Annotated in this window: 13 protein-coding genes and 1 pseudogene; 1 reads left to right on the forward strand and 13 read right to left on the reverse strand. The window is 26.3% G+C overall.

The window, feature by feature from the left end; translation table 11 throughout:
• The first annotated feature begins 511 nt into the window (after positions 1 to 511).
• Positions 512 to 619: a hypothetical protein gene (locus KGF52_RS21680; protein ID WP_413840325.1), complete on the forward strand. Its 108-nt coding sequence runs from the start codon at positions 512 to 514 to the stop codon at positions 617 to 619.
• Between the two features lie 60 nt (positions 620 to 679).
• Here the strand turns inward: KGF52_RS21680 and KGF52_RS15995 are convergent, their stop codons facing one another.
• The 13 genes and pseudogenes from KGF52_RS15995 to KGF52_RS16050 all read right to left on the reverse strand — a co-directional run bounded on the left by KGF52_RS15995 (position 680) and on the right by KGF52_RS16050 (position 16,716).
• Entirely contained in the window at positions 680 to 1,417 is a 738-nt protein-coding gene (locus KGF52_RS15995) for a YdcF family protein (protein WP_227840857.1), read from the reverse strand.
• A 16-nt stretch (positions 1,418 to 1,433) separates the two neighbouring features.
• On the reverse strand, positions 1,434 to 4,889 hold the full coding sequence (locus tag KGF52_RS16000) for a PAS domain-containing protein (protein WP_227840858.1): 3,456 nt from the start codon (positions 4,887 to 4,889) through the stop codon (positions 1,434 to 1,436).
• A gap of 33 nt (positions 4,890 to 4,922) precedes the next feature.
• Positions 4,923 to 6,275, reverse strand: coding sequence for a putative bifunctional diguanylate cyclase/phosphodiesterase (locus KGF52_RS21685; protein ID WP_413927400.1), 1,353 nt, complete (start codon positions 6,273 to 6,275; stop codon positions 4,923 to 4,925).
• Between the two features lie 54 nt (positions 6,276 to 6,329).
• Positions 6,330 to 7,007 (reverse strand): annotated as a pseudogene (locus KGF52_RS21690) (cache domain-containing protein); the annotation flags it as partial.
• Positions 7,008 to 7,366: 359 nt separating this feature from the next.
• On the reverse strand, positions 7,367 to 8,206 hold the full coding sequence (locus KGF52_RS16010; RefSeq protein ID WP_227840860.1) for a prephenate dehydrogenase: 840 nt from the start codon (positions 8,204 to 8,206) through the stop codon (positions 7,367 to 7,369).
• A gap of 15 nt (positions 8,207 to 8,221) precedes the next feature.
• The gene (locus tag KGF52_RS16015) at positions 8,222 to 8,755 is read right to left on the reverse strand and encodes a shikimate kinase (RefSeq protein ID WP_227840861.1); all 534 of its coding nucleotides are present in this window, start codon (positions 8,753 to 8,755) and stop codon (positions 8,222 to 8,224) included.
• 11 nt (positions 8,756 to 8,766) lie between these two features.
• Entirely contained in the window at positions 8,767 to 9,576 is an 810-nt protein-coding gene (gene aroE, locus KGF52_RS16020) for a shikimate dehydrogenase (protein WP_227840862.1), read from the reverse strand.
• A gap of 46 nt (positions 9,577 to 9,622) precedes the next feature.
• The gene (gene pheA / locus KGF52_RS16025) at positions 9,623 to 10,819 is read right to left on the reverse strand and encodes a prephenate dehydratase (RefSeq protein WP_227840863.1); all 1,197 of its coding nucleotides are present in this window, start codon (positions 10,817 to 10,819) and stop codon (positions 9,623 to 9,625) included.
• A gap of 2 nt (positions 10,820 to 10,821) precedes the next feature.
• On the reverse strand, positions 10,822 to 11,901 hold the full coding sequence (gene aroC, locus KGF52_RS16030; RefSeq protein ID WP_227840864.1) for a chorismate synthase: 1,080 nt from the start codon (positions 11,899 to 11,901) through the stop codon (positions 10,822 to 10,824).
• The gene (aroA, locus tag KGF52_RS16035) at positions 11,879 to 13,192 is read right to left on the reverse strand and encodes a 3-phosphoshikimate 1-carboxyvinyltransferase (RefSeq protein WP_227829932.1); all 1,314 of its coding nucleotides are present in this window, start codon (positions 13,190 to 13,192) and stop codon (positions 11,879 to 11,881) included. The genes aroC and aroA overlap by 23 nt, the downstream gene beginning before the upstream one ends.
• A complete protein-coding gene (aroB, locus tag KGF52_RS16040) occupies positions 13,192 to 14,256 on the reverse strand; it encodes a 3-dehydroquinate synthase (RefSeq protein WP_227840865.1) in 1,065 nt (354 codons plus the stop codon). Before aroB ends, aroA begins: the two co-directional genes overlap by 1 nt.
• Positions 14,257 to 14,277: 21 nt before the next feature.
• A complete protein-coding gene (gene aroF, locus KGF52_RS16045) occupies positions 14,278 to 15,291 on the reverse strand; it encodes a 3-deoxy-7-phosphoheptulonate synthase (RefSeq protein ID WP_227840866.1) in 1,014 nt (337 codons plus the stop codon).
• A gap of 468 nt (positions 15,292 to 15,759) precedes the next feature.
• On the reverse strand, positions 15,760 to 16,716 hold the full coding sequence (locus KGF52_RS16050; RefSeq protein ID WP_227829935.1) for a CorA family divalent cation transporter: 957 nt from the start codon (positions 16,714 to 16,716) through the stop codon (positions 15,760 to 15,762).
• Positions 16,717 to 16,907: the final 191 nt, after the last annotated feature.

A 16,907-nucleotide genomic window follows, 5' to 3' on the forward strand; every position in this document is an offset into this window, starting at 1 on the left:
AGCTATACCATATTTCTATCATAAAGAGTTCATCTAATTTTATTTCCATTCAAATTCTTTTTAAATTAAAAATTAGTTATACTACATAAATTTCCATCGAAAATATTTGCGTTTCTGTTTTTTTATTTTAACAAACTTCGCTTTTAATTTTTTAATTAAATTCATAAATTTTATTTTTTATAAATTTCATCTAAAATTTACCTCTTTGTATTTTAGATTTTAAATACATTCTATAAAATCATGCGGTGTTTTTATACCTATCCCATATAAAATTCCTTAAAATCCATTTAAATGTGTAATTAGATGCTTGGGTTATAAATGCGCCTAAAAAGTTAACTATATTTATATTATGTAAACTTAAATGGATTTTGAAAGCTTCATTTATATTTTTAAATAGTCAAGATAAACTTACAATTATTTTCGTAGTGATTTATATTAATATTATGAATATTTATTTTATATTCATAATATTAATATAAAATATAAAGGGGGTTTAGTTACGGAAAAAATAATGAATTTTTTTAAAGAAAATCCAATCTTCTACTTTGCTACAGTTGAAGATAATAAACCAAGAGTCAGACCATTTGGATTCCTTTATAATTATTGGATTTTTACATAAAAAATACTAGATATAAATTTATGATTTATATCTAGTATTTTTATTTGTCGCCTATTACTTTCATCTATCAAAAACAATTGTTTTCCATATTGCAAAAAATTCTCTTGTATAATATGTCGGAACAAATGAAAGCTTTGACTTACTAGCGTAAAAAGCAATATTTTTATATTCATTTCTAGATGCTAGTATTTTACTTCTAAGAACATGAAAATCAGTTGTTACAATTTTTACTTTTATATCTTTTATTCTTTTTCTACTATGCTCTTCTATCTTTAGCTTTGAATATTTAAAGTTTTCATAAGTATTTGTAGATTTATCTTCTTCTATTATTCTATTGTTATCTATACCATTTTTAACAAGATAATCCTTCATAGCTTTTGCCTCAGTTATATTTTCTCCATTACCCTTACCACCTGATACTACTACATAGCACTCATTATTAACTTTTAAATATTTTAAAGCAGTGTTTAACCTTCCCTTTAATGTAGTACTTGGCGTAGTCTTTTTTACAGAAGCTCCTAAAATCAAAAGATAATCACTTTTTGTCTCAAAACTATTTTTAGGATAAAAGATTATTAAGCTTTCAGTAATTATGAATACTATTAAGAAAACACTAATTAGTATTTTTAGCACTTTATAAAAAACCTTCTTTTCTTTAATTTTCTTTTTTAAGATTTGATAAACAATTAATAGCGTTCCTATAACTAAGAAAAATCCACTAAATGAAATACCACCAAAAACTATTTTAAGATAGAAATAGTAAATTATAAATATTAAACCCAATATTAAATTAATCATATTTCCATAATCCTTTTTATTTGTTTTTATTTTTATATAAAGAAATATCTATGCACTCTATAAGACAGTTATATTCTCCATCTATCCAATTAATCCAACTTGCCATCGATACATTTTCTCCAAATATATTTGTCTCCGTTTTAAATTTTGAATCTTTATTTTCTTTTAATCCATTAATCGGACAATTATTACAAGGAATATTAGATTTTAATAACGACTTATAACATTTATCTCCTATTTTTATTTCTAAACCTAAACTTGAGACCTTGTTATTAACAAAAAGAAGTTCATAAGTATTCGTATTTACTATATATATACAATTATCAATAGAATCAAGAACTTCTTTTAGTGATAGATTAGAATCTTCATATTCAATTTCCTCTTTAAGATTTTCTTCTTTCACGCTATCATTACTTATATTAGTTTCGAGTTTATTTTCACATATGCAATCATTATAAAGTGCATACTTATCTTTCCCTTTACTCTTTGCATAGTAAAGTGCCATGTCTGCTTTTTGATAAAGCTCTTCAAATACAGTTCCATGTTCTGGTACAAATGAAATTCCAACTGTACCAGATATCTTATACGTTTTTTTATTTTCAGTATAAGAATTTCTAAATATATTACATATTTTATCTGCTTTACTTTTAGCATTTTCAAAAGATTGTATATTCTTTAAGAATACTATAAACTCATCACCACCAATACGCCCCACTATATCATCTCTTCTAAATATAGGCTTTAATTGTTTAGAAACTTCATACAGAACTTTATCTCCAAAAACATGTCCTAAATTATCATTTATTGATTTAAAATTATCTATATCAATAATAAAGAAAGCATGAATCCCCGAATTTGATTCTTCTGAATTTAGAAAATCTTTAATAAGATTTTCTGTAGTACCTTTATTATATAATCCCGTCAAAGTATCTCTTTCAGCTTTTAATTTTAATTTGATTTCTTCATTTTTCTGTTCGTCGATGTCTTTAATATAAGCAAGTGCTTTTATATCATTCGTAATAGAATCTTTTATTAAATGCATTGTACAAAGCACCCAAATCATTTTATCATCTTGATTCATTCTTCTATATTCTAACTTTATTTCACTTATATTATTTTTATAGGCTTCTAATAAATGTTTACATAAAAATGTATTTAAAAATACTTCTTTATCATCTTTATGAATAACAGTCTCTGATATAGACTTCACAATTTCAGAGTAGTCATTACTTGGTTTAATTCCAAATTGTTGATACCAATTTTCATTTCCCATTATAAAAATATCCTTTGATACATTTATTTCATAGGTTATTATCGCTTCTGATAATATAGCAGAATGATATTTGTCTGCTTGATTATATCTTATTTCTGCTTCTTTTTGTTCACTTATATCTTCTTGTATCCCAATAGCTCTTATAGGTTTACCATCTTCATCAAAAATAGTAGTTAGTGTAATTTTGTTCCATATGTAGCCTTCATCTGGAACTCTTATTTTGACAACACAACTTGCAGTTTTTTCTCCATTTATTATCTTCTCATACATTTTTATAAAATCTTCACTAAAATCTTTATAAATAATTCCCGCTTCAACTAAAGAGTAAGGAACATTTTCATTTATTTTATCAATATTATAATTTTCCATGCTCTTATTAGTATTTACAAGCGATTTTGTATTTATATCATACTCAAATATAATATTTGATGTTTGATTTAATGCAATTCTAAATCTTTCTTCATTAATTTTGAGTTTTTGTTCTGCATTTTTTAAATCAGTTATATCAGTTAAAATCCAAATTCCTTTTTTACTACCATCGCTATCAGTAATGAGCCTTCCTTTGAGAGAAACCCATATAATATTACCATTGCGTTTTTTTATTCTATGTTCACCTACAGCAATATTTCCAATAATCAACTGATGCCTTATATTTTCAAGAATCTTTTTTCTATCATCATAAAAAACAAGATTACATGATTTATATTGAAGTTCCTCTTCTAACTGTTTACGTGTATATCCAATCATTGATAGATAACCAGAGTTAGCATATTGTATAGTAAAATCCTCATCAAATTCTGTTATAAGTATTCCACCTAATATATTTTCTGATACCATTTCAAGTTCTAAATTCTTTTGTTCCATCTCTTTTTCTAATTGTTTTGTTTTAGTAATGTCTACTGTAACACAACAAAGATATTTTTTACCATCAGGTTCTACTATAAGTTCCCCCTTATCAGCTATCCATACTGTATCACCACTTTTAGTTATAACTCTGTATTCCAATTCAATGGTTTTATTTTTATAGAGTTGTTCAGAAATTTCTTTTTTTACTCTTTCAACATCATCTTTGTGTATTATTTTATAAAAACTATTATTAAATAGTGTTTTTATTTCTTCTCTTGTATAACCAAATAAATCAACAAATCCATCACTTAAAAATTCAAACTCACATTTTTCATCAACAGTACATTTTTGAACTCCTCCAGGAATGCTATTTGTAATAGATGATATTTCCTTATTAGCTTTTAGAATATGCTTTTGCGATTTATTATTTTTATAAAAGATATATATTATTAGTACAATAAATAATAAGAACACTTTACAAATTAAAGAAAATGCTAATTGATTTATTTTATCAATATTTTTTCTTACAGTGTATTGTGGTATTACTGAAAGGACATACCAGTCATTTACACCTATTGGTGTATATGTTGCATAACGTTCTTTACCTTTATATTTATATGAAATAAAGCCACTCTTTTTATGTTTTGTATCTTCATATACTTTTTTATAGCTATAACCAGTATCAAAAGAAGCTTCCTTGAATATATCATATATATTACTACTTGCTCCAACTATAGCATTTGTATGTGAAGATTTCAAAACAAATTGTCCACTAGATTCAAATATATCTATATATCCTTCACTATTGAAACTTGTTATATCAATAAATTCAGCTAACTTGTCATTATAGTATGAACCATATAAAACACCAATAACTTTATTGTTTTTATATACAGGTGTAGCTATAACAAAAGTATCCTTCCCATCAATAGGAGATTTTACTACTTCAGATATATTACTATCTCCACTAATTGCTTTCTTAAAATATTTATAATTTGATATATCAACAACTTTTCCATCGCTAGTATGACTTCTTCCATCAGGAGAAGCAATAGAAATTCTTTGAAAATCAGATTCCTTTGATATTTTAGCCAACAATGGAATTATCTCAGGATTATCTATAGTATCAAAATATGAAACCATATTCGCTACACTCTTAACAAATGATAATGAACTGTCTAGTTTTATTTTTATGGCATTAGAGCTCTGTAAAGATATTTCTTTTAAATTAACTCTATTGTTTTCTTCTTCTTGAACATTAGTTTTAAATGCAAAATCAGAAAAAGAAATTATTGTGAATAAAAATATTAAAATAATACTCATTGCGCTTTTTAACGATTTTGCTCTTATCACTTACTTACCACCTCCAAATTAAAATTCATTGACCTATATTTTATAGACTAATTTTTCAAATTCTTTAACTGGTAATGGTTTTGAAAAATAATAACCCTGAATAATATCACAATTTGCTTTTCTTAACATTTCTACCTGACTTTTAGTTTCAATTCCTTCAGCAACTACTCTTATTCCCAATTGCTTAATAAGCGAAACTATACTTTTTATGACAATTTGATTTTTATCAATATTCTTATCATCAATAAAAAATCCTCTATCTAGTTTAATTACGTTTAAAGGTATATTTTTAAGCATATTCACAGAAGAATATCCTGACCCAAAATCATCCATCGAAAGTATAAATCCAATATCTTGTAGACTTCTACTTACCTCAAACAGAGTATCCGTATCTCCAAACATACTAGATTCAGTAATTTCAATTTCTATTAAACTATATGGTATTTTATATTTATCACATATATTAACTATTTTTGTAATAAAATCTTTTTTAAAAAAATCAACTCTTGAAAAGTTTACAGATATAGGTAAAGGTGAAATACCTTTATCAAATAAAGTTCTAATTTCTTTACAAGCTTGTTCTAATATGTACATATCAATTTTTGTAATAAACCCATTCTTTTCAAATATAGGAATAAAATCACTTGGATATATAAATTCTTTTTCTGTATATTGCCATCTAACTAGTGCCTCACTTCCACAGAATTTCTCTGATTTAATATTGTATTTTGGTTGTAAATACATTATGAATTGATTATTTTCAAGTGCATATTCCATCTTTTTTTCTATTTTATCTTCAAGTAATAACTTATCTCTTAGCTCGTCATTAAAAAAAGCAAAATTTATATCTCTATTATTTTTTATTGATAATTTAGCAAGTGAAGCTCTATCACTATATGCACTTATAGATAAGCTCTTATCCTTAATTTCATATATTCCAAAAGATAAGTTTACAAAATCATTATTGATAATGATTTTTTTAATAACATTTATTATATCTTCTCTTGTGTCATACGATAACAACATATTAAAATTATCAGAACTCACACGAGCAAAAGTTTCATTATTATGAGTTATACTATCTAATGTATCCGCAATATCTTTTAAAATTGAGTTTCCTTTTTTATGACCATATATATCATTAATTGCTTTGAATTTATCAATATCAAATATAACCATTGCATGTTTATCATTTTGTGATGCTTTCTTTAGCAGATTTCTAACATCTAACTCAAATTTTCGCCAGTTTGAATAACCAGTTACAAAATCTGTATATGCCATTTTTTCTATAGTTTTTTGACTCTTTGCTTTTGAATATAATATGTACAGTATAACACCTAAAAACAAAAATGAAAGTATAATCCATCCAATAATTGTAATTATCATTAAATTATTTAGTTTTTTAGATACGACCATCTTTGGAACGACTGATATTATAAACCAATCATTTATTCCTAAAGAAGTATATGCCATATAAAATTCTTTTCCTGATTCTTTAGCCTCTACTACGCCTTTATCTGATATTTTCATATTTTTAAAAGTAAATATTTTTTTAAAATTAACTTGTGAAAGATTTGTAATATTTGAATTTGAATTTTTATGATAAGATGGAATGATTATTTCACCATTACTATCACATATAAGCGAAAAACCTTCACCATTAAAGGTTGAAATAGACAAAAATTCAGATACAAACTCAACATCATAATCAGCTGCAATAACAGCAACAATTTTACCATTATTGTATAATGGGACTGCATATGTTTTAGTCAATTTTCCAGTATCTTTATCTATTAGGGGCTTTGATATATTAGCTGTACCTTTAATGGCCAACTTAAAATAATCCCTATCTGAAAAATCTGTTCCAAAAATACCTTTAGCATAACCTTTACCATTCGGTAAAATCATACCAATGTTATTATAGTTGCTATTTTTATTATATGATTCCAAAATTTTCAAAGTTTCTTCTAAATCAAAATTATCTTCTATTTCTAAAAGCTTAGAAATATTTTCCAATTCGTTTAAATTACTTTTTAATTTACTATTAATTGCAATTTTACTCTCTTCACTAATTTCTGACAAGTAATTTTTTGTTTCATATTCAAGTACATCATCCATATTACTTATATAAAAAAACGCAAATACACTAAAAAAGAATACTACTATAAATGATATTAATATACTTTTTAATATTTGCCTACTGTATTTCAAGTGGCTACACCTCACCCTCTCAATTAGTTATATTTAGTTGATTCACTTTATTTTACTATTAAAAACTCTTTTTTACAATTGAGTTTCATAAATTGTTAATAAAGAACAAGTTAAATAAATATATTACTTATGGAATAATAAATTTAAAGGGTATAAATACAACAATAACATATTTAATCATATTAGTCTTATAGTTACTAATGTAATTAAATATGCTATTTTTTATATTTATACCCTTTAAATTTATATAGCTTATATGAAGGTTTCTATTTTTCTAAATGTTCTCTTCTTATTGAAGATGTTTTAAAATATTCAACTAGTTTATTTTTATCGTTATTAAAGATAGCCTCTTTTATTAAATTTACTTCTATCTCAAAATTTTCTATAGATTTTAATAAATTATCTCTGTTTCCTAAAAAAAGTTCACTCCATAGGTCTTCATTCATATTTGCAATACGAGTTAAATCTCTATAACTATCTCCAATAAATTTACCTGTATCTCTACCTTCTTCGTCACTATTTATAAGAGCAACTGCCATTACATGAGGTAACTGAGATGTAAAAGCTATCATTTCATCATGTTTTTGTGCAGTCAATTTTTTTACTCTTTTAAAACCTATTTCTAAAATTAAATTCTCAACAAACTCTAAGTTTTTTATATTATTTCTGCCAGTTGGAGTAATTATATAATTTGCTTTTTTAAATACCTCATCGCTAGCAAAATCAATTCCCTTTTTTTCTCTACCTGCCATTGGATGACCAAATATAAAATCTACATCATCTGGAATAATTTTCAAGACATCATTTATAAGAACTTCTTTTATTCCTGTGGTATCAGTAATTATAGTTCCTTTTTTGAAAAATTCTTTGTTATTTTCTAAAAAATTTACAATTAATCTAGGATATATAGACAATATAATCAAATCAGCTTGTTTAAAAAACTCCTTACCTGTAGTACATCCTTTTTTGATAATTTTTAACTCTTCTGCTTTTTTCAGAGTTTCAGAATCTATATCTACTCCAAACACATCTTCATATCCAGCTTTTTTTAATGCCTTAGCAAAAGAACCTCCTATAACTCCTAATCCTACAACAACAATATTCATTATTCTTATTTCCCCCTAGATTATTTTTTCGTTAAATTCAAATTTAAAATTTTTATTAATTGCATTTTTGATATTATATACAGCATCATTTAATGATTTATCATTTAAAATTTCTATATCTGCAGCATTTTTATAAAGATTTATCCTTTCATTATAAAGATTATATAATTTCTCTTTTCCATCTTGTAATAAAGGTCTTGAATTAATATTTATATCCTCTAAAATTTTTTCTATAGGTCTATTAATAAAAAGTATTATTCCTACTTCTTTGAGTATCTCTATATTAATATCTTTTTTTATTACACCACCACCAGTAGAAACTACTGTTTTATCACTAGCAGAAAGTTCTCTACATGCTTGTGTTTCATAATTTCTAAAAACATCTTCTCCTTCCAAAAATAGCTCTGCTATACTTTTTTGAGATATTTTATTTATATAATCATCCATATCACAAAAACTACAATTATATTCCTGTGATAAAAGTTTTCCAATTGTAGTTTTTCCACTACCCGGCATACCTATTAATATTACCTTTTCTTTGTTTATCATAATCAATCCCCCTATAAAAAGTTTAATTTTATTTCTTCATATATAATATTTAAAGCACCACTATCTATTTTAATATTTTGCCATATTTCTTGAGACTTTACTGCTTGCCCAACCAACATATATAATCCATCACACGTTTTTTTACCTAGACTCTGACCAATTTCTAAAAAATGAGTTTTTTTAGGATTGTAAATCAAATCTACTAATATATCAAAATTTTGTATAATAGATTTTTGGACAGGTGATAATCCTACATTAGGATACATTCCTACTGGAGTTGCATTTAATATTATATTCCCTTTTATATTCTCAAGCTCCTCATAATCTATTAATATAGCTAAATTATTTGATAGCTTTTTATTATCTTTTTTTCTAGTTGAAACATAAACTTTATCTATTCCAGAATCAAGAAGATATGTAATGGCTGCTTTAGATGCACCGCCAGTACCTAATATAACAGCTGTCTTTCCTTGAATATCAATATTAGCTACTTTGAACATAATATCAAGTCCAAAATAATCTGTATTATAGCCATATAATTTGTTCTCTTTAAGTAAAATTGTGTTAATTGCCCCTATACGCTTTGCTTCTGGAGATATAAAATCTAAAAATTCCATGACTCTTTCTTTATATGGGACAGTAATATTTACACCTTTGATTCCCAATAATTTTATAGCATCATCCAACATTGGTATATTTTCTTTTGAAATCTCAAAGTTCTTATAAGCACCTTCAATATTCAATATTTCAAATAACCTCTTATGAATTTGAGGGGAAACACTATGAGATAGCTTTTCACCTATTAGACCAAAAAAATTCATCTTTACACCTCCTAATCATTCTGTTTAAATAAAAAATTATATTTATCTATTCAATTTTATTTCTATATACACCGATAAATTTAAAGTATGCTGTATTACGTTCTATCATGTCTAACAAACTACATACTTTTGAATCATATATAGAACATTCGAAATCTATATAAAAGAAATATCTCCAAGAAGCATTTTTCATTGGTCTTGATTCTATTTTTGTCATATTTATATTGTTTTCAGCAAAGTATCCAAGTATTTTATAAAGCTTTCCAGCTTCATGCTCAACAGAAAATACGATACTCATCTTGTTTGACTCTTCTTCAATGTGTATCTCATTACTAATTACCACGAATCTAGTATAATTGTCTGTCATATCATTTATACATGGACTTATTATTTCTAATCCATAAATCTTTGCAGCTTTTTTACTAGCAATTGCTGCCTTTGTTTTATCCTGAAGTCTCTTAACAAGTTCAGCACTAGTTGCTGTGTTATTAAAAGGTATCAATTTCCATTGACTATTTTGTTTTAAAAATTCACTACTTTGACCTATTCCTTGTGGATGTGAATATATTTCTTTAATATCTTCAAGCTTTGTACCCTTTATCCCAATTAAATTTTGATTTATTTTTATACATTCTTCTCCAACTATATAAAATCCATATTTTCCTAAAAGGTCATAAGTCTCAGAAATCGCTCCTGTAGACGAATTTTCTATAGGTATTATTCCATAATTTATTTCTTTATTTTGAAGTGCTATAAAGACATCTTCAAATTCTTTAAATTGTTTTTTTATGATTTTAGTATTAAAAAATTTTGTTAGTGCTTCTTCTGTAAATGAACCTGATATGCCAGGAAACCCTACTAGGAGATTTTTTTTATTAAGTTCGCTTTTTACTGATTTATATTTATATATATTTAACAAATCAAAATTTTCATTTAATGAATTTGAACTATTTTCATTTTTTTCCTCTACATCATTATCTATTAATCTTTTTTGCAAATTCTTACTAACTTCCATTATTGAATTAAAAAATTGCACAGTCTCTTGTGAATATTTTTTATCTTCTAGATTATTTACTGCTTTACTCAATACTTTTTCTTCTCTATCTTTTTGAAGTATAGTAGTATTATTTCTCATTTTATGCCTAGCAATTTCGAGAACTATATTCATCCTTTTTTCAAATAATTTGACAAGTTCCTTATCTATATCATCAATTTTATTTCTATATCTCGTTAAATCCTCCATTATTATCGTCCTTTCATCAAATCAAAAATTCCAATAGCTGTTACTGCTTCTATTACAGGTATAGCTCTTTGAACTATACAAGGGTCATGTCTACCTTTAATAGCTAAAACATCATCTTTTTTATCTTCTATATTAACAGTGTTTTGTTGTTTACTAATTGATGGAGTTGGCTTAATTGCTACTTTAAAAATTATTGGCATTCCATTTGTAATCCCTCCAATAACCCCTCCATTATTATTAGTTTTACTTTTTACTGTATCTCCAACGTAGTACATTTCATCATTGCTTTGAGAACCATACATATCTGTAATATCAAATCCCAATCCAAATTCTACACCTTTTATGGATGGAACAGAAAATAGTAAATGTGATAGAGTAGATTCAACAGAATCAAAAAACGGATTTCCAACACCTACATTGACACCTATCACTGCACATTCAATTATACCTCCAACTGAATCTCCCTGATTTTTTGCATCTAGAATAGTATTTTTTATGGCTTCTTCCTTTGATAAATCAAGTAAAGGTAATTCTAAATTTTGTAAATTTAATAATTCTTGTTTTGAAATGTCTACATAATTAAAACCCTTATCCTCTATATTCTTGATTTTTTTAATATGAGCTCCTATCTCTATACCTTCTTGTGATAAAATTTGTTTACATATAGCACCACAAAATACTAATGGAGCAGTTATTCTTCCTGAAAAATGTCCTCCTCCTCTATAGTCATTAAACCCAGAATATTTTATATGACCTGTATAATCTGCATGACCTGGTCTCATCAAGTTTTTAACTTTTCCATAATCTTTTGAACGAGTATCACTATTTCTTATAATCGCACATAATGGAGTTCCTGTAGTTTTTCCATCAAAATATCCACTTAAAATTTCTGGTATATCACTTTCATTTCTTGAAGTTGATATAGAATTTTTTCCTGGTGCTCTTCTTTTCATTTCTTTGTCAATCTTATCAAGGTCTAACTCGATACCTGCAGAAAGTCCATCTATATTTATACCTATAGCATTTCCATGAGATTCTCCAAAGATGGATATTTTCAAATTATTTCCCCATATTCCACTCATCAATTCTTCCTCCTAACATCTCAAAATCTTTAAAAAAATGTGGATAAGACTTTGATACACACTCAAAATCTTTCAATATGATTGGCTTATCACATCTACAAGAAGCAATTGCAAGTGTCATTGCAATCCTGTGGTCTTTGTGACTCCATACTTCTACACCTCCATTTAATTTGCTTACTCCTTCAATTATCAAACTATCCTCTTTTTCTTCTATATTCGCCCCTAGCTTACTCAACTCAATATTTATTGCATGAAGTCTATCACATTCCTTAATTCTAAGTCTTCCAGCATTTATTATGGTCGTCTTCCCTATACTTAAAGCTGCTACCACAGATAAAACTGGTATTATATCTGGACATTGAGATGCATCTATCAAAGTACTATTTAAACAGTTTGCTATTCCTTTGATTTTGTTGTCTTCTCTTAAAATTTCCATACCCATTCTTGATAAAATCTCGATAACTTCACTATCTCCTTGAAGAGAATTTTCTTTAAGGTCAAGTATGTTAATATCTTCTCCAATAGCATCTGCTGATAAATAAAATGCACCTTGAGAATAATCTCCTTCAACTTTATAATCTCTAGCTTTATAAGTTTGATTTCCTTTTATGATAAATTCTTTATAATTATTATTTACAATTTCTACTCCAAAATCTTTCATAGTTGAAATAGTTAAATCTAAATACCCTTTAGATTCTAGTTCAGTGGTAATTATTATCTTTGAATCACTATCTAATGTAGGCAATATAAATAATAATCCTGTTATAAATTGAGAACTTATATTTCCTTTTACTCTAAATTCATCTGGTTTAAGTTTTCCTGATACAATTAAATCCAGTTTATTTTCTTTGTAGCTATATTCTATCCCCTGTCTGTCAAATATCTCATAATAAGTATCAAGTGGTCTTTTTCCAAGATTACCTCTTCCTATAAATCTTTTTACTCCATCAAAAGCTAAAGATATAGGTACCAGAAATCTTAAAGTAGAACCTGACTCATTACAATCTATAGTCAGTTTAGGTTGATTCAATTGATTCTCTTTATTTAAGATTGCTTCTTTAGAATAGATTCCTGTGATTTCTAAAATATCTTCTTTTTTTTCTATAGTTGCTCCTAATGATATCATTGCTCTTATAGTAGCTATAATATCATCAGAAAAATCTATATTAGAAATTCTACTTTTTCCATCACTTAAAGCTGCACAAATAACTGCTCTATGTGCCATACTTTTTGATGGAGGAATTTTTACATTGCCTGATAATTTGCTTGGATATATTTTTAAGCTTCCCATCATTTTACCTCCTGAAAAAATTTAGAAGTAGTATCATATATAATACTTTCTCCAATATCCTTTAAAAGTATTATTTTTAGTGTATCACCTAGATTTTTTTTATCGAGAGATATAGTGTCTATTATAGATTTATTATCTCCTAATTCAACTTCATAAGGTAAATCATAATTTATTAAAATTGATTTTATAAGTTCTGATGTACCTTGTTTTGTAATCCCTCTTTTTTCACTCTCTAATGTTATCTTATACATACCTACACCAACAGCTTCTCCATGAGTATAACCTGTAAAGTTATAGTGTTTCTCAATAGCATGACCTAGTGTGTGCCCAAAATTTAAAAGCATCCTATCGCCTAAATCTTTCTCATCAGCTTCAACTACAGTTTTTTTGATAAGGCAACATTTGTGTATAATGTATTCTATATGTTGCATCACTTCTTCCCTGTTTTTTAAGTTTACAAGCTTATTAAAAAAAGTTTTATCTTTTATACATCCATACTTTATAACCTCTGCCATTCCATCTCTATAAAATTTTTCTGGAAGAGATGATAATACATCTGGGTCAATAAATACTGCTTTAGGCTGATAAAAACTTCCCACTAAGTTTTTTCCTCTTTCAAGGTCAACTCCAACTTTTCCACCTACAGAACTGTCCACTTGAGCTAATAGAGATGTTGGAATTTGAATAAAATTTACACCTCTTAAAAAAGTTGCTGCTGTAAATCCTCCTAAATCTCCAATTACCCCTCCTCCTAGTGTAATAATCAAATCTTTTCTAGTTAACTTAAAGTCAAGTAAACTATCATATATTTTAGGTAGAGTGTTAAATGACTTTGTCTCTTCACCAGCTTCTAATATTATAGCTCTAGTTTCAAATCCAGATTCAATCAAATTATTTTTAACTTCATCTAAATATAATTTTGCTATATTTTCATCTGTAACAATAAAAATCTTATTCCCAGAATATATTTTTTTAATTTCTTTACCTATATTTTTTAATATACTTTTTTTTATAAATATATTGTAACTATTCTCTTTTAGATTAACTAATAATTTTTCTTCCACGTTTAACCATCCTTCTATAGATTATATTTCTCTTCCAACTGCTGATGCGATAGTTTTTAGTTCATTTATTAATCCATCATACTCATCTGGTTTAATTGATTGTTTACCATCACAAAGTGCATGAGCTGGGTCATTATGAACTTCTATTATTAAACCATCTGCTCCAACCGCAATTGCTGCTTTAGATAGAGAGTCAACCATCCATGATTTTCCTGCTGCATGACTTGGGTCAACTATGACTGGTAAATGGCTAAGTTTTTTCACAGCTAAGATTGCACTTAAATCCAAAGTATTTCTAGTGTATGTTTCAAAAGTTCTTATACCTCTTTCACAAAGAACTACATTTTCATTTCCTCCAGCCATTATATATTCAGCTGACATTAGCCACTCTTCAATTGTAGCAGATAATCCTCTTTTTAAAAGTATTGTTTTATTTGTTTTTCCTAATTCTTTTAATAAATCAAAGTTTTGCATGTTTCTTGCTCCAACTTGAATTACATCTACATTTTCTTCAAATACATCTATATCTTGTGTTGACATTATTTCTGTAACTATAGGAAGACCTGTTTTTTCTTTTGCTTTTTTTAATAAATCTAATCCATCATATCTTAATCCTTGGAAAGCGTATGGAGATGTTCTTGGCTTGAATGCTCCTCCTCTTAAAAATCCTGCTCCTGATTTTTTTACATCTTCAGCTATAGAAACTATTTGTTCTTCTGTTTCAACAGAACAAGGACCAGCTATCATAGTAAGTTTTTTTGACCCAATTTCCATACCATCGACATTTATAATTGAAGGTTCTGGATGAAATTTTCTATTTGCTTTTTTAAAAGGTTCTACTACATGCATAACTTTTTCAACTACCTTATTCGCTTCTATTCTTTTAGCATCTATTTTACTAGTATCTCCAACTAACCCTAAAACAGTTAATTCCTTTCCATCTATAGGATTCACTTCTACACCCTCTCTACAAATAGCTTCTATTAATTTCTTAACTTCTCTCTTATCTGCTCCTACTTTTAATACTACTATCATCTTTACTACCCCCTAATATTGTAATTTTATATTTGAGTTTAAAATAAAAAAGAGAACTCATTAATGAGTTCTCTAAAATAATCTATTAAGCATCAAATCTTACATGACCGTATAAAATAATCATTTTTATAAAATTTACCTATGCCCAAGGTTATTAAAATCAAGGCCTCACCAGAAAGGAATTACATGTATTTTTGTAAAAGAAATAGCCAGCGCTAAAATAAAAGCCCCAGAACATAAAATAAAAAAAGCTATAAAGTTTTGCCACTAGTTCTTTTAAAATCCCTTTCATAGTATTATCCTCCATTTTTATAATTTATTACTCTTCTTGTTTAATAATTATAGCAAAGAAAATATAATTGTCAATATTTTCTATAAATATTTTCAATTTAAAATATTTCTTTATTTTCTTAATTCACTTTTTCTTTTAATACCTTTTTCTAAAATCGTTTAAAAAGCATCTTATTTTTACAATAATTTTTTTATTTTAAATATTATAATTCCAACAAAAACTATGCCTAACATCAAAAGTAATGTTGCTGGATATCCATAAAGCCAATTTAGTTCTGGCATATACCTAAAGTTCATTCCATATATTCCCGTTATAATTGTAAGTGGTGCAGAGATAGCCGTAAGTAAAGTCAATTTTGTAATTAAGTGATTCGTTTTTTCACCTACTCTAGAAGAATAAATATCTAGGAGTTTATCTGCCAGCTCACGTGTTGATAATGCAAAATTATATAATTTATCAATACCAAAATCTATCCCTTGAAAATTTTCAAGATTATATTTTTTTACATTGGAGTATTTTAAATATCGTATATTTTCTTTAATTATTCTATCTCCAATATATAAAAGTGGTCTGGTGTTTTTAACTATAGTTCTAGTCAATCCTCTTACATCACTTATTCTAGAAACATGATTTTTATGAATATTGTCCATCATCTCATCTTCTATTTCAAGAATTAACTCTTCAACTTTTTCTAAAGATTCGAAGCCATTTTTTATAACTTCTCTAAAAATTAAATAATTTATCTTAAAAAGGTTGATGACAGGATTTTTTTCAAGTTGAGAATTTTTTAAAATAAGATTCTTTACAAATTCAAATAAAAAATGCTCTTCATTTACAACAACTAATATAAAATTATCTGATAAATACATATTTACTTCTTCTATAACAGCTTCTCCATTTCTCAATTCAAAGGTATTTAGGCTCAAAAAATCATAATTATCAAATAAATCAAGCTTTGTTATTTCATCAAATTTAAGACAATCATTAAATGTTATTTCATCTATATCCAAAGTTTCCTTGAGTAATTTTAAATTTTTTGGAGCACTTAATATAAGATATGAATTTTCTGGTATATAAAATTTCACTCTAAAATCTTCCACAATCTCTCTTGTATTCAAATTCAATATATACATAAATCTACTCCTAAACTTCAGTTTACATTTTAAAAATTACATATATTTATTACTGTAATTATTTTTCACTATTTCAGTAATTATTATTTAATATTTATTTATATTAAATTTATTAGAAAATAAATATTAAATCTTTTATCTTTTAACTTAGACTTTTCTTACAAATTATACCATACTTTTATTTTAAAATG

This window comes from Clostridioides sp. ZZV15-6597, from assembly GCF_020657815.1.
Taxonomy (GTDB): Bacteria; Bacillota; Clostridia; order Peptostreptococcales; family Peptostreptococcaceae; genus Clostridioides.

Coding starts and splice junctions, on each gene's coding strand:
- KGF52_RS21680 (WP_413840325.1), top strand. CDS start 512: ATGAATTTTTTTAAAGAAAATCCAATCTTCTACTTTGCTACAGTTGAA.
- KGF52_RS15995 (WP_227840857.1), bottom strand. CDS start 1,417: ATGATTAATTTAATATTGGGTTTAATATTTATAATTTACTATTTCTAT.
- KGF52_RS21685 (WP_413927400.1), bottom strand. CDS start 6,275: ATGATAATTACAATTATTGGATGGATTATACTTTCATTTTTGTTTTTA.
- KGF52_RS16010 (WP_227840860.1), bottom strand. CDS start 8,206: ATGAATATTGTTGTTGTAGGATTAGGAGTTATAGGAGGTTCTTTTGCT.
- KGF52_RS16015 (WP_227840861.1), bottom strand. CDS start 8,755: ATGATAAACAAAGAAAAGGTAATATTAATAGGTATGCCGGGTAGTGGA.
- aroE (WP_227840862.1), bottom strand. CDS start 9,576: ATGAATTTTTTTGGTCTAATAGGTGAAAAGCTATCTCATAGTGTTTCC.
- pheA (WP_227840863.1), bottom strand. CDS start 10,819: ATGGAGGATTTAACGAGATATAGAAATAAAATTGATGATATAGATAAG.
- aroC (WP_227840864.1), bottom strand. CDS start 11,901: ATGAGTGGAATATGGGGAAATAATTTGAAAATATCCATCTTTGGAGAA.
- aroA (WP_227829932.1), bottom strand. CDS start 13,192: ATGGGAAGCTTAAAAATATATCCAAGCAAATTATCAGGCAATGTAAAA.
- aroF (WP_227840866.1), bottom strand. CDS start 15,291: ATGATAGTAGTATTAAAAGTAGGAGCAGATAAGAGAGAAGTTAAGAAA.
- KGF52_RS16050 (WP_227829935.1), bottom strand. CDS start 16,716: ATGTATATATTGAATTTGAATACAAGAGAGATTGTGGAAGATTTTAGA.